The organism is Sphingomonas sp. LY29 (assembly GCF_035593985.1).
GTDB lineage: Bacteria > Pseudomonadota > Alphaproteobacteria > Sphingomonadales > Sphingomonadaceae > Sphingomicrobium.
Genome location: NZ_CP141587.1, coordinates 941527 through 955935 on the forward strand (window position 1 = coordinate 941527; position 14409 = coordinate 955935).

The following is a 14409-nucleotide window of genomic DNA, read 5'->3' on the forward strand; positions in this document are numbered from 1 at the left end:
GGCGATCCAGGAGAGGGCGCGATGGCTACCATCCGCGATGTGGCGAGCAAGGCTGGCGTGTCGGTCGCATCGGCGTCGCGTGCGCTCAACGATCATGACAATGTCACGCCCGCCACGCGTGCGAAGGTTCGGGCGGCCGCGGCCGCGCTTCGCTACGTCCCCCATTCAGGCGCGCGCAGCCTGACTCGGCAAAAGGCCGATGCGGTCGGCGTTGTACTGCCCGACCTGTTCGGCGAATTCTTCAGCGAGCTTATCCGCGGCATCGACCGCGTCGCGCATGCCAGCGGATTGCAACTGTTGCTCAGCAACATGCACGGCAACCCGCTCGAGGCGGCGAATGCGGTGCGCACGATGCGCGGACGTGTCGACGGCCTGCTGGTGATGACCCCCGACCTCGATCGCGCGAACCTGTTCGATGCGCTCGGGCCCGGACAGCCGGCGGTGATGATCAACAGCCACTTGCCCTCGCCCGGCATTGCCTCGGTCGGAATCGACAATCGCGGCGCCGCCAAGACGATGACCGGCCATCTGGTCGAGCGCGGCTATCGCCGCATCGCCTTCGTGTCGGGGCCGCGGCACAATCGCGATTCGATGGACCGCCAAGCCGGGTTTCGCGAGGCGATGGCCGCGCTGACCGGCGAGCGCGATCCGATCGTCATCCCTGGCGACTTCAGCGAAAGCAGCGGCGCCGAGGCGGCGCGCCTGCTGATCGCGGGGCGGCTTCCGGTCGATGCGATCTTCTGCGCCAACGACATGATGGCCGTCGGCTGTGCGGCGGTGCTCGCCGACGCGGGCATCGCGATTGGCGAGACCGTTGGGGTCGCGGGCTTCGACGATATTCCGATCGCGCATTATGTCGCGCCTTCGTTGACGACGATGAACGCGCGCATTGCCCAGCTTGGCGCCGCGGCGATGACCAAGCTGATCGCGCTGATGAACGGCGACGACGACGCGCGGGCGCCGACGATTTTGTCACCCACCCTGGTCACGCGCCATTCGACGCTGCGCGAGCCAGCCACCACTCCAAGTCACGATCAATCAGAACATAATTTCAAAGAGGGGATGCCGTCATGACGACTTCACATCGACCGGCGCTGATGCGCGCACTGCTGCTCGGCGTCTCCGCCGTCACCATGACCACGATGGTCGCGGCTCCTGCCGCCGCGCAGACCAGCACCGGCACCATCGCCGGCCGGGTCACCGACGCATCGGGCGCACCGGTCGCGGGCGCGGTGGTGTCGGCGGTCAATGCGGGCACGGGGCAGACGTCGAACACCACTACCGACGCCAATGGCAGCTACGTGCTCGCCGGTCTTCGTCCGGCCAACTACACGATCCGCACGACGGTCGGCGGCGCCACCGTCGAGCGCCAGTTCGCAGCGGAAATCGGTCGGCGTTCGACGCTCGACCTGTCGCCGGACGCAGTCGTCGCCGCCGATCCCGCCGCGCCGGCGGGGGCCGTGTCGTCGGGCGGCGAAGTCGTCGTGACGGGACGCCGCCTCGCCGAAGTGAAAACCAGCGAAGTCGCAACCAACGTCAGCCAGGAGCAGATCCGCTCGCTGCCGCAGACCGACCGCAACTTCCTGAGCTTTGCCAAGCTGGCGCCGGGCGTCACCTACAACGACAGCGAAACCGACAAGGAAGTGCGTTCGGGCGCATCGACCGCGGCGGGCGTCAACGTCTTCATCGACGGCACCAGCATCAAGAACCAGATCCTCGACAGCGGTGTCGCGGGCCAGGAAAATTCGCGCGGCAACCCGTTCGGCCAGATCGCTGTGCAGGAATTCCGCGTCCTCACGCAGAACTTCAAGGCCGAATATGAGCAGGCGTCGGCGGCCGTCATCGTCGCCGCGACCAAGTCGGGCACCAACGAATTCCATGGCGAGGTCTTCGGCCAGTACACCGGGAAGGGATTGTCCAAGCAGGACGTGTTCACTGAGCGGCGCGGACAGCCCGAGCCGGAGTTCAAGCGCAAGCAATATGGCGTCGCGCTCGGCGGCCCGATCATCAAGGACCGCCTGTTCTTCTTCGGCGCTTACGAAGGCAACGACCAGAACCGCGCGTTCAACGTCGCGCTCGGCAATCGCTCGCCCGAGAATCTCGCGCGCTTCGGTGAATATGAAGGGTCGTTCGTCAGCCCGTTCCGCGGCGACTTCTACTTCGGCAAGCTGACCGGGATCGCCGGCGATCACACGATCGACCTCAGCTATTCGCGCCGCAAGGAAAGCGACATCCAGGGCTTTGGCGGCCAGACCGCCTTCACCGCCGCCGAGAACAAGATCAACATCGTCGACACCTACAACGGCAAGTGGACGTGGCGCGGCGACAGCTTCATCAACGAATTCGACGTCAACTATCTGAAATATGCGTTCAATCCGACCTCGCTGAACCCCGACGATCCCAGCTTCGACTACCAGGGCGTCATTACGTTCGGCGGCAAGGATTCGACCCAGCGCCTCGTCCAGAAAAGCTTTACCGCGCGCAACGACTTCACCTTTACCGGCGTCGAGGGTCACACGATCAAGGCCGGCGTGAAGCTTGCCAACCACAGCTACGACTTCAACAAGTCGTTCTTCGCCCAACCGCGCTACTTCTTCCGCAACGATACGCGCAACACCCCCGGCACCGGCGACGACCTTACCTTCGACTTCCCGGCCGAGGCACGCCTTGGCACCGGCGATCCGAACATCCGCGCGCTGAACACCGCGATCGGCCTGTACATCCAGGACGACTGGCAGGTGACCGACAAGCTGGAGCTCAATCTCGGCCTGCGCTGGGATTACGAGAGCAACATGTTCAACAACAATTACCGCACGCCCGACGCCGCCGTGGCGGCGCTACGCGGCCTTACGCCGACCGACTATTTCGATCCCGACGACTACATCACCGACGGAAATGATCGCAAACCGTTCCTGGGCATGTTCCAGCCGCGCATCGGCTTCAGCTATGACCTGTTCGGCAATCGCGACACGGTGATCTTCGGCGGTTACGGCCGCTATTTCGATCGTAATGTGTTCAACAACACGCTCGATGAGCGTTTCCGCCTGCAGTATGACACCGGCGTCTTCTACTTCTCGCAGGACGGCCAGCCGCGTGATGGCAATCCGACCGTGCGGTGGGATCCGCGCTACCTGACGCGCGAGGGACTGCTCGAGCTTCGGGCGACCGACGCGACCGGCCTTCCCGAATTGTTCGCGGTCAAGAACGACGCGCGTCCGCCGCGTACCGACCAGTTCAGCCTGGGCGTTCGCCAGCGCTTCGGCGAGTGGCAGGCCTCGGCCACCGGAAGCTATATCCGCGGCAAGAACGGCTACACGCACCTGTTCGCGACGCGGCGTGCGGACAATGGCGATTGCTGCGACACGGCGGTCGCGCGTGCCAACGGCTTCGGCAACGTCCTGATCGGAGCGGACGAACTCGATACCCGCTACAAGGCGATCTACCTGACGCTCGACAAGCCCTACACGCGGACGTCGGGTTGGGGCTTCGGGGTCGCCTACACGCTGGCGGAATCGGAGCAGAACGGAAACGACCTGTTCAGCCTCGATAAGGCGACGCCGGACGAATACGGCTTCCGGCCCAAGCCCGGCGACGAACGTCACCGGCTGGTCCTGAACGGCATTCTCGACCTTCCGGCGGGATTCAAGATTTCGACCTTGAGCCAGTTCGGAAGCGGCGCGGCGTTCCAGGTGTTCGACGCCCGCAACGGCGGCGGGATCAACGAGCGCGAGATCACGTCCTTCTACCCGGTCAAGAATTGCATCAAGGGCGTCTTCGCCTTCTGCGAAGTCAACGTGACGGTGGAAAACAACATCCGCGTCTTCGGCGATGCGACCATCAACGTCGCGGTCGATTTCCTGAACGTCTTCAACAACAAGAACTACGGCGGATGGGACGGTTATCTGGGCAATCGCAACTATGCGATCACCACCGACTTCCTTGCCCCGGAAGACGGTTCGATCGAGTTGCTGAAGCCGAACAACCTGCAGACCCTGCCGCGCCGCATTCAGCTGCGCGCAGGCTTCCGCTTCTAGCATCCCCCTTGTCCCCGCGCCGCCACCACGGGCGGCGCGGGGATTGTTTCACCGGGGGGTGTCGGAGCGTATGATCAATGTGGACAAGACGAGAATTCCAAGCGGGCGTCGCCGCGGCCGGACTGGGCGCGTTCGCGTCAGGCTGCGCAACGGTGGGTTCGACCGGAACGCCGGTCGGCGGCTTTTCGCTCGACGACCTTGAGCGGCGGACGTTTCAGTGGTTCTGGGACACCGCCAACCCGGTCAACGGGCTCGTGCCAGACCGCTGGCCGACCAAGAGCTTTTCGTCGATCGCCGCAGTCGGCTTCGGGCTGACCGCTTATCCGATCGGCGTCGAGCGCGGATGGGTGTCGCGGGGGGACGCGCGCGCTCGCACGCTGACGACGCTGCGCTTCTTCGCCGGCCTGCCGCAAGGGCCGCAGGCGGCGGGCGTCGCGGGGCACAAAGGCTTCTTCTACCACTTCCTCGACATGGACACCGGCCACCGGTTCAAGACGACCGAGCTGTCGTCGATCGACACGGTTCTGTTCCTGGGCGGCGCGCTGTTCGCCGCGCAATATTTCGACGGCGCCGACCGCGAGGAGGCTGAAATTCGCCGGCTCGCGAACCAGCTCAACGATGCGGTCGATTGGCGCTGGATGCTCGGCAAGGGCCCGTTCGTATCGATGGGCTGGAAGCCCGAGGACGATTTCATCGCCAGCCAGTGGGACCAGTATAACGAAGCCACCCTGCTCTACGTCCTCGCGCTGGGAAGCCGCACCCACGCGATCTCGCCCGACATCTGGACGCGCTACACCGCCCAGTTCGACAAGAGCTGGGGCGACAAGTGGGGCGAGCGGCACCTGTTCTTCCCGCCGCACTTCGGTCACCAGTACAGTCACGTCTGGGTCGACTTCCGCGGCATTCGCGACCCGTGGCTGCGATCAACGGGCCTCGACCTGTTCGAGAACAGCCGCCGCGCGACGCGGGCGCAGCGCAACTACGCCATCGCCAATCCCAAGCGCTGGGCGGGTTATGATGGCGAGGTTTGGGGCCTGACCGCCTGCGACGGCCCCGGCGATTTCAAGCTGACCATCGACGGCACCGAACGAGAATTCTTTAGCTATTCCGCGCGCGGTCCCGACGACCGCGACGACGGGACGATCGCCCCGACCGCAATGGCTGCGTCGATCGCGTTCGAGCCCGAACTGGTGCGCGCCGGACTGGCGGCGATGCAGCGGCGCTATGGCCCAGCCATTTACGGGCAATACGGTTTCCTCGACAGCTTCAATCCGACACTGCGCGATCCGGCGCAGGTACCGACGTTGCTGCACGGGCGGGTCATTGCCGGCACCTGCTGGGTCGATGGCGACTACCTTGGCATCGACCAGGGCCCGATCATCGCCATGATCGCCAACGAGCGCGACAGTTTCGTGTGGGAGCGGATGAAGCGCTGCCGCCCGATCGTCGACGGGCTGAAGCGCGCGGGCTTTGCCGGCGGCTGGCTGGACCGGGCTGCATGAGCCTTTCCCGGCGCGAGTGGATGACGGCGGCGGCGGGCGTTCCGCTGATGCTTTCGGCTTGCGGCCGGGGCCGAGGGGACGGCAACGCGATCGACATGTGGGCGATGGGCGCCGAGGCGGAAAAGCTGCCCGACCTGCTCGCGGGACTGGCGCGGACCGGACAGCCGGCGGTGCGCGTCCAGCCGCTGCCGTGGAGCGCGGCACATGAGAAGTTGCTGACCAGCTTCGCGGGCAATTCGCTCCCCGACGTCGGGCAGATCGGGAATAGCTGGCTGTCGGAGCTTGCCGCCATCGGCGCGATCCTGCCGGTGCCGGCGGCGATGACGTCGCTCGTCGACGGGCAATTCGAAGGCGTGGTCGACACCAACCGCATCGGCAATCGCCTGATGGGCCTGCCGTGGTACGTCGACACGCGGCTGCAATTCTATCGCAAGGATCTGTTCGCCGACGCCGGCTACAACGCCCCGCCCGAGCGGTGGGACGCGTGGAAGGCGGCGCTGCACAAGGTCAAGCGCACCAAGCGCGACGGCTATGCGGTCCTGATCCCGATCAACGAATATGAGCATCTAACGACGATGGCGCTGTCGGCGGGTGCGACTCTCCTCAACTCCGAAGGCACGCGCGGCGCGTTCAATTCGCCCGCGTTTCGCGAGGCGCTGTCCTTCTACAAGTCGCTTTATGCCGAGGGCCTCGCCCCGATCGCGGGCGCGGCGCAGATCAGCAACGTCTGGAACGAGTTCGCGCGCGGATATTTCGCGATCTACCCGTCGGGCCCATGGACGATCGGCGACATGAAGACGCGGCTTCCCGCCGACCTGCAGGACAGCTGGGCGACCGCCCCCTTCCCCGGCCCTGACGGTCCCGGTCGGTCGACCCCCGGCGGATCGAGCCTCGTCGTCTTCTCCCGCGCCAAGGACCCGGCCGCCGCGTGGCTCCTGGTCGGCCAGCTGCTGGCGCCTGCCACCCAAGCGCGGTTGCAGGTTCTGACCGGAAGCCTGCCACCGACGCGAAGCGTGTGGGCATCGGCCAAACTGCTCGACGATCCAATCACCGACGCGTTCGCGCGCCAGCTCGACCGCACCACCGCGCTGCCCAAGGTGCCCGAGTGGGAGCGGATCGTGACCGAGATGCAGACCGTCGCCGAGCTGTTCGTGCGCGGCCGCACCTCGATCGACGAGGCGGTGCGCGATATGGACCGACGCGCCGATCGCCTGCTCGAGAAGCGGCGCTGGATGATTTCGCGGGATCGCGCGGCGTGACGGCCGCGCACGTTGGCGCCGAGGCGCGCGCGGGCTGGGCGATGACCGCGCCCGCGCTCACCGCGATCGGCCTGTTCTTCGCGCTTCCCGCGCTGGCATCGCTGGTGCTGAGCTTCACCGACTTCGACATTTACGCGCTCGCCAACCTCAACAACCTGCGCTTCATCGGGCTGGAGAATTACGAGCGGCTGATCGGCAATCCGCTGTTCTGGCAGGCAATGGGCAACACGATGTGGTTCGTCGTGTTCGGCGTCCCGCTGGTGGTCGCGGCGTCGCTTGGCGCGGCGCTGCTGGTCAATGCGCGCACGCTGAAGTGGCGCGGGGTGTGGCGCGTTGCACTGTTCGCGCCGTTCGTGACGACGTTGGTGGCGACGGCGGTGGTGTGGAATTATCTGCTCCACACCCGCTACGGACTGATCAACTATGCGCTGGGCGGGCTCGGCATCGCGCCGGTCGATTGGCTCGGCAATCCGAGCACCGCCCTGCCCGCGATCCTGCTGTTCGTCGCATGGAAGAGCTTTGGCTACAACATGATCATCTTCCTCGCCGCGCTGCAGGCGGTGTCGCGCGACCTGGAGGATGCCGCTCGGGTCGATGGCGCGGGGGCATGGATGCGGTTCCGCCATGTCACGCTGCCCGCGATCGCGCCGACCGTGCTACTGGTCGCGATCCTGACCGTGGCGGGCATGTTCCAGCTGTTCGCCGAACCCTATGTGATGACGCAGGGTGGCCCCGCCCGGTCGACCGTCACGGTCCTTTATTTCATGTTCGAAGAGGGCTTCAAATGGTGGAATCTGGGATCGGGCGCGGCGGTCGCGTTCATCCTGTTCCTGTGCATCCTCGCCGTCACGCTGGTGCAGTTGAAGGTCGCCAAGAAGGTGGGCGCGATATGATCCGCCGTTACGCCCTGACCGCCTTCACCGCGCTGGTCGCGCTGCTGGTGCTGATGCCGCTGGTGTGGATGGTGTCGGTCAGCTTCATGGCGCCGGGCGAGGCCGCCGCCTTCCCGCCGCCGCTGTTCCCCTCGTCACCGACGCTGGAGAATTACCGCACCCTGTTTGGTAGCTATGGCGTCGGGCGCTACCTGCTCAACAGCGTGATCGTGTCGAGCCTCGCGACGTTGCTCGCGCTGCTGTTCACCGTTCCCGCGGGCTATGCATTCGCCAAGCTGCGCTTCAGCGGGCGCGACGCGGTGTTTCAGGCGCTCGTCGCCGCGCTCGTCATCCCGGGTCAGATCGGGATGCTGCCGCTGTTCCTGGAGCTGAAGGCGATGGGGATCGTCAATAGCTACGCCGGCGCGCTGGTACCGTGGCTCGCAGGGATCTTCGGCATTTTCCTGGTGAGGCAATTCTGCCTGTCGATCCCGACCGAACTGCTCGAGGCGGCACGCATCGACGGCGCGACCGAGGGGCAGATCCTGCGGAGGATCGTGTTGCCCGCGCTGAAGCCGATCCTGATCACGTTGGCGCTGTTCGTCTTCCTCGGCAGCTGGAACGACTTCATGTGGCCGCTGATCGTGCTGGCCGACCAGAACCTCTACACGCTGCCCGTCGCGCTCGCCGCCTTGGCGCGTGAGCATGTGCAGGACAACGAACTGATGATGGCGGGGTCGGTGGTCACCGTGCTGCCCGTGCTGCTGCTGTTCCTGGTGCTTCAGCGCCATTATCTGAGTGGCCTGTTGGCCGGGAGCGTCAAGGGATGAACCGCCTGCTGATCCTGCCCGCTCTGTTGCTGGTCGGCGCCGCCCCGCCGATCTTCCGCGATGCGATGGAAGCCCCCGCCGTGTGGCCCGCCGAAGCGTCGGACGGAGTGACGGCGCGCGGCGCTGCAGTACCCGGAACGAGCGGGCGCGCGGTCGAGATGCGCTACGATTACGGCCGCGTGTCGGGCTATGCCTTCATGCGGCGCAAGGCGGCGGTGACGTTGCCGCGCAACTTCGAGATCCGCTTCAAGGCGCGCGGGACCGGCGGGCGCAACGATTTCCAGGTCAAGCTGACGCAGGGCGACAACGTCTGGTGGAAGGTGTGGCGCAACTATCGCCCGACCGCCGACTGGCAGGAAATCGTCATTCCTGCGGGCGAGGTCGACTTCGCGTGGGGACCGACCGCTGACAAGACGCTCCGTCGCGCCGACGGGATCGAGTTCGTCGTCGCTCGCGGCCGTGATGGCGGCGCGGGAAGCCTCGCGATCGACGACCTTCGCATCGTCCCACTCCCTGGCCTGCAGACCAAGCCGCCGGCGGCCGAGAATAAGGCGAACGATGCGCTGTCTGCGCTTGCGAAGCGGAGCCCGCGCGGCGCCTTCCCGCGCGCGTTCGTCGGTGAGCAACCGTACTGGACGCTCGCCGCCGCCGACGGCGGCGGCGTGTCGGCGCTGATCAGCGAGGACGGCGCGGTCGAGCCCGCCAAGGGCAGCTATTCGATCGATCCGGTCGTGGTCGACGGGAGCCGCCGCTACACCTGGGCCGACGTAGGGCTGCGCCAGTCGCTCGCCGACGACAAATTGCCGATCCCGACCGTTCATTGGGCGTCGCAGGGCTTTGCGCTCGACACAACCCTGCTCGCGGACGCCGACGGGCGCGCGGTGCTGGCAGGCTATCGCCTCACCAATCGCGGAACGACGCGGCGGACGATCGAGCTTCGCCTCGGCATCCGTCCGTGGCAGGTCAATCCACCCGCGCAATTCCTCGCGCAACAGGGCGGCCACAGCCCGATCCGTCAGATCGTCCGGCAGGGTCGCACCTTCCTGATCACCCAGCCGCAGGGCGAAGGCGATCCCGACATCGTCCGGGCGCTCCAGTCGTCGCGCGATCCGCAGGCGGTGATCGTCGGCGCGGTCCCGGCGGGCAAGGACATGGCGCAGGCCGACCTCGTCTATCGCCTCGATCTCAAGCCGGGGGCGAGCGAGCAGATCGTGCTGACGATGCCCGGACCCGCCGGCGCGACGCCGTCGTGGGACCGCGTGTACAAGGATACACAAAAGCATTGGCGCGACGTGCTTGGCCGGGTCACGATCACCGTGCCGCCGGCGAAGCAGGCCTTTGCCGACACCGTCGCGACAACCTTTTCGCAAGTGCTGACCAGCCGCGACGGCGCGATGCTGAAGCCCGGAACGCGCAGCTATGACCGCGCGTGGATTCGCGACGGGGCGATGATGTCGGAAGCGCTGCTGCGCATGGGCCGCGCCGACGTCGCGCGCTCCTTCGCCGACTATTACCGCCAACACCTGTTCGCCAACGGCAAGGTGCCGTGCTGCGTCGATTTCCGCGGGGCCGATCCGGTGCCGGAGAACGACAGCCAGGGCGAATATGTCTTCATGCTGTCGCAGCTGTACCGCTTTACCGGCGATCGCGCCGCGCTGGAGCGTGACTGGCCGTCGATGCTGGGCGCGGTGCGCTACATGGACACGCTGCGCCGGTCGGAGCGCACCGCCGCCAACCGCGCGCCGGGCAAGAGGATGCTTTATGGACTGATGCCGCCGTCGATCAGTCACGAAGGCTATTCGGCCAAGGCGCAGTACAGCCTGTGGGACGATTTCTGGGCGCTGCGCGGCTATCGCGATGCCGCCGAGGTGGCGGTGTTGCTGGGCAAGCCCGAGGCCGCCGAGATTGCCGCGTCGCGTGACCAGTTTGCCGGCGACCTGCACGCCGCGATTCTCGCCGCGCGCGATCATTGGAAGATCGACTATATCCCCGGTGCGACCAGCCTTGGCGATTTCGACGCGACTTCGACCACGATCGCGCTTGATCCCGGCAACGAGCAATCGCGGCTCGACCAGAAGATGCTTCGCGCCACGTTCGAGCGTTACTGGAGCGATTTCCGCCAGCGCGCGGCGGGCACGAAGGCGTGGAAGGATTATACGCCGTACGAGACGCGCACGATCGGGACGTTCGTGCGGCTCGGCTGGCGCGATCGGCTCGACGGGCTGATTGCTTTCTTCATGGCCGACCGCCGCCCGGGGACGTGGAATCAGTGGGCCGAAGTCGTCGGCCGCGATCCGCGCGAGATCCGCTTCATCGGCGACATGCCGCATGCGTGGGTGGCGTCGGATTTCCTTCGCGGCGCGCTCGACATGTTTGCATGGGACCGGCGCGACGATCATGCGCTCGTGCTCGGTGGTGGCATGTCGCAGGGTTGGCTGGTGGGCGAAGGATCGGCAATCCGAGGGCTGGCCACGCCGTACGGACCGCTCGATTTCTCGATGCGGGGGACGCCGGCTCGGCTGAGCGCGACCATCGACTGCAGGGCGCGGCCGCAGGGCGGCTTTGTGATCGCCTGGCCGTTCGCGGGAAGCCCTCCGCCGGCGACGGTCGATGGCCGACCCGTCGCGTGGCAGGGTGGCGAACTGCGCATCGCCCCCACCGGCCGGACGATCCGGGTGGAGGTCGGGCAATGATCGGCGTCGCCCTTGCCGCCGCCGCCCTCGCCGCCATGCCCGCGCCCGTCGAAGGACAGCATCCGCATGCACCGATCGCCAAGGACGGTTACGAATTCCAATTGCACCTGCCGCCCGGTTCGGCGCGGCCTGCGAAAGGCACGCGCCTTCCGCTGATGATCTTTCTCCACGGCTCTGGCGAGCGCGGCAGCGACGTCGCGCAGGTCAAGGTCCACGGCCCGCCCAAGATCGCCGACCGCGACAAGAATTTCCCTTTCCTGCTGGTGTCGCCCCAGCTTCCTGCCGAGCAGGATTGGGACCTCGACAAGCTGCGCGCGATCCTGACGTGGGCGCTCAAGACGCTCCCCGCCGATCCCGACCGGGTGATCCTCACGGGGCTAAGCCGCGGCGGACATGCGACGTGGCGCTGGGGCGCGGCCGAACCGTGGCGCTTCGCCGCGATCGCCGCCGTCGCCGGACGCGGCGATCCCGCCACCGCCTGCGCGCTGAAGGACATGCCGGTGTGGGCCTTCCATGGCGATCGCGACGACGTGGTGACGCCCGAAGGCAGTTTCGCTATGGCCCGCGCCATTCGTGCCTGCGGCGGAAGTCCGCGGCTCACCATCTACCCCGATCTCGGCCACAACAGCTGGGACCCGGCGTATGACGACCCCGCCCTTTACTACTGGCTGCTTGCCCAGCGGCGACCCCTGAACAAGGACAAGAAATGACTCGTTTTCCCGACAACTTCCTGTGGGGCGCCGCGACCGCGGCTTATCAGATCGAAGGATCGCCGCTGGCCGACGGCGCCGGCGCCAGCATCTGGCAGCGGTTCAGCCACGATCCGCGATTGATGGCGGCCAAGGGCGATACCGGGGACGTTGCATGCGACCATTACAATCGCATGGAGAGCGATGTCGCGCTGATGAAGGAACTTGGGCTTCAGGCCTATCGCTTCTCGGTCGCGTGGGGACGCGTGCTTCCCGATGGCACCGGCCGGGTCAACGAAGCGGGCCTCGGCTTCTACGAGCGGCTGGTCGACACGCTGCTCGAGAACGGCATTGAACCGCTGTGCACGCTCTATCACTGGGACCTGCCCGCGGCGCTCGACGATCGCGGCGGCTGGCTCAACCGCGACATCGCCGAATGGTTCGCCGATTATGGCCGCGTGCTGTTCGAGCGACTCGACGGGCGCGTGAAAAAGTGGGTGACGCTCAACGAGCCGTGGGTCGTGACCGACGGAGGCTACCTGCACGGCGCGCTTGCCCCCGGGCACCGCAACATGTTCGAAACCCCGATCGCCAGCCATAATTTGATGCGCGCGCACGGCGCGGCGGTGAAGGCCTATCGCGAGGTCGGCGCCCACCAGATCGGCTTGGTCGTCAACATCGAGCCCAAATATCCCGCCAGCGACAGCGCCGAGGACATCGCCGCCACCGCGCGCGCCGACGCCTATATGAATCGCCAGTATCTCGATCCGGCGATGAAGGGGTCCTACCCCGAGGAAATGGCCGAGATTTTCGGCGAGGCGTGGCCCGAATGGTCGGCCGAGGACTTGGCCGACATCAAGCAGCCGGTCGATTTCATCGGCATCAATTACTACACCCGCAACGTCGTGAAGCACGACGAGACCAGCTGGCCGCTGAAGGCGTCACCGGTGCTGCAGAAGGGCAAGACGCATACCGAGACCGGCTGGGAAGTGCATTCGCCCGCGCTCAAGGACATGCTGCTGTGGTTCAAGGACCTCTACGGCGATACCCCGCTCTACATCACCGAGAATGGCGCGGCCTTCTACGATCCGCCCGTCGCCGCGCCTGACGGCGTCCACGACCCGCTGCGCGTCGCCTATCTTCGCGACCATATCGGCGCAATCGGGCAGGCGATCGAGGCGGGCGTCGACGTGCGCGGCTACATGCTGTGGTCGCTGTTCGACAATCTCGAATGGTCGCTAGGCTATTCCAAGCGCTTCGGAATGGTTCACGTCGATTTCGAAAGCCAGAAGCGCACGCCGAAGGACAGCGCGCGCTTCTTTAGCGAGGTGATTGCCAGCAACGGCGCCAACCTGCCCTAAAGCAGGTAGCGCAGCTTGATGGTCTGGGCGCTGTGTCCGGCGGGCACGGCGAAGTGGACCTGGTCGTACTTCGGCGGGCCCATGCGGATCGCGGGATTGCGCGAGAAGCCGAAGCCTTCGCGCGGGATACCCATCATCTTGTCGAGCTTGCCGTTGCGATTCTCGTCGTGGATCACCAGCAGGCTGTAGTCGCCCGGGCGAAGCCCATCGACCTCGATGCGCCGCGCCGCGTTCGACGCGACGACGCGGGTGATTCGCGCGGGGTCGCTGCGGCATTGCAGGAACTGGTCCTGCGTCCTGCGGGTCAGGCACAGCATCACTGCGCCCTTGTCGTTGCGAAGCCCATCGATGGCGATGGCGAGGTCAGCCCCGGGCGTGGACGCCCCGGTCGTCGCGAGCAGAATTAGCGGCAGCGCGAGCAGCGACGCGCGACGGCGCGAATTGCCCGAGGCCGCGGTCGGTGCCGCACAGTCGATCCCAGTGCCGGAAATAGAGGCCATAGTTGCAGCGGTATTTCTGATGATGAAGTTCATGATGGCTCGCCGTTATCAGCCACTTCCCTAACGGCCCATTGACGAGCCCCCGCGGAAACATCTCCCATCCCATGTGATTTGTCACTCCCATCACCGTCATGATCGCCAGAACGGTGCCCAGCATCGCCGGGTGGATGGGAATGACGAACACCAGCAGCGGGATGACCAGCGCCCCGGTAATCGCTTCCCACGGGTGAAAGCTCATCGCCGCCCAGGCGGTCGGCGGGCGGCTGTCGTGATGGACCGCGTGCATCCGCTTGAACCACCACGGCCGGTGCATCAGCCGGTGGGTCCAGTAGAACCAGGTGTCGTGAAGCAGCAGGTAGGCGAGGACCGAGACGGGCATCCACCACAAGGGATAGGCCGATGCGTCGGTGTAGATGCGGGTCCAACCCCGTTCCTGCCATCCCCAGGCGACGATACCCGCCGGAATGCCGTAGATGGCGGCGGAGGCGAGGCTCCAGCCGATCTCGCGGCGGATCTGCACGCCCTGCCCGGCCAATCGCCCGGGAAAACGCCGCGCGGTCAAGCCGGCGAAGATGCCCGAGGTGATCAGATACCGGACTCCGACGATCAGGGTCATGGCCAGTGCCGACAGGATGATCGCAAGCGTCATGCGCACAGACTAGGCGCAGG

At 66.2% G+C, this 14409-nt stretch carries 11 protein-coding genes; 9 read left to right on the forward strand and 2 right to left on the reverse strand.

What is annotated here, in order from left to right; genetic code table 11:
• The first annotated feature begins 21 nt into the window (after positions 1-21).
• The 9 genes from SH584_RS04810 to SH584_RS04850 all read left to right on the forward strand — a co-directional run bounded on the left by SH584_RS04810 (position 22) and on the right by SH584_RS04850 (position 13240).
• Positions 22-1074, forward strand: coding sequence for a LacI family DNA-binding transcriptional regulator (locus SH584_RS04810; RefSeq protein WP_324808975.1), 1053 nt, complete (start codon positions 22-24; stop codon positions 1072-1074).
• Positions 1071-4034, forward strand: coding sequence for a TonB-dependent receptor (locus SH584_RS04815; protein WP_324808977.1), 2964 nt, complete (start codon positions 1071-1073; stop codon positions 4032-4034). Before SH584_RS04810 ends, SH584_RS04815 begins: the two co-directional genes overlap by 4 nt.
• 77 nt (positions 4035-4111) lie before the next feature.
• The gene (locus tag SH584_RS04820) at positions 4112-5536 is read left to right on the forward strand and encodes a glucoamylase family protein (protein ID WP_324808979.1); all 1425 of its coding nucleotides are present in this window, start codon (positions 4112-4114) and stop codon (positions 5534-5536) included.
• On the forward strand, positions 5533-6795 hold the full coding sequence (locus tag SH584_RS04825) for an extracellular solute-binding protein (protein ID WP_324808981.1): 1263 nt from the start codon (positions 5533-5535) through the stop codon (positions 6793-6795). The genes SH584_RS04820 and SH584_RS04825 overlap by 4 nt, the downstream gene beginning before the upstream one ends.
• Positions 6792-7688 carry a carbohydrate ABC transporter permease gene (locus tag SH584_RS04830; RefSeq protein ID WP_324808983.1) on the forward strand — a complete coding sequence of 299 codons (897 nt, stop codon included), beginning with the start codon at positions 6792-6794 and terminating at the stop codon, positions 7686-7688. The genes SH584_RS04825 and SH584_RS04830 overlap by 4 nt, the downstream gene beginning before the upstream one ends.
• A complete protein-coding gene (locus tag SH584_RS04835; protein WP_322842304.1) occupies positions 7685-8497 on the forward strand; it encodes a carbohydrate ABC transporter permease in 813 nt (270 codons plus the stop codon). The genes SH584_RS04830 and SH584_RS04835 overlap by 4 nt, the downstream gene beginning before the upstream one ends.
• Positions 8494-11190: a hypothetical protein gene (locus SH584_RS04840; protein WP_324808986.1), complete on the forward strand. Its 2697-nt coding sequence runs from the start codon at positions 8494-8496 to the stop codon at positions 11188-11190. The genes SH584_RS04835 and SH584_RS04840 overlap by 4 nt, the downstream gene beginning before the upstream one ends.
• The gene (locus SH584_RS04845; RefSeq protein ID WP_324808988.1) at positions 11187-11900 is read left to right on the forward strand and encodes a carboxylesterase family protein; all 714 of its coding nucleotides are present in this window, start codon (positions 11187-11189) and stop codon (positions 11898-11900) included. Before SH584_RS04840 ends, SH584_RS04845 begins: the two co-directional genes overlap by 4 nt.
• Complete coding sequence (locus SH584_RS04850) at positions 11897-13240, forward strand: GH1 family beta-glucosidase (protein WP_324808990.1); 1344 nt, start codon at positions 11897-11899, stop codon at positions 13238-13240. The genes SH584_RS04845 and SH584_RS04850 overlap by 4 nt, the downstream gene beginning before the upstream one ends.
• Here the strand turns inward: SH584_RS04850 and SH584_RS04855 are convergent.
• Positions 13237-13716 carry a DUF2141 domain-containing protein gene (locus tag SH584_RS04855; RefSeq protein WP_324809478.1) on the reverse strand — a complete coding sequence of 160 codons (480 nt, stop codon included), beginning with the start codon at positions 13714-13716 and terminating at the stop codon, positions 13237-13239. The genes SH584_RS04850 and SH584_RS04855 overlap by 4 nt on opposite strands.
• Positions 13604-14389: a sterol desaturase family protein gene (locus tag SH584_RS04860; RefSeq protein WP_324809480.1), complete on the reverse strand. Its 786-nt coding sequence runs from the start codon at positions 14387-14389 to the stop codon at positions 13604-13606. The genes SH584_RS04855 and SH584_RS04860 overlap by 113 nt, the downstream gene beginning before the upstream one ends.
• Positions 14390-14409 lie beyond the last annotated feature (20 nt).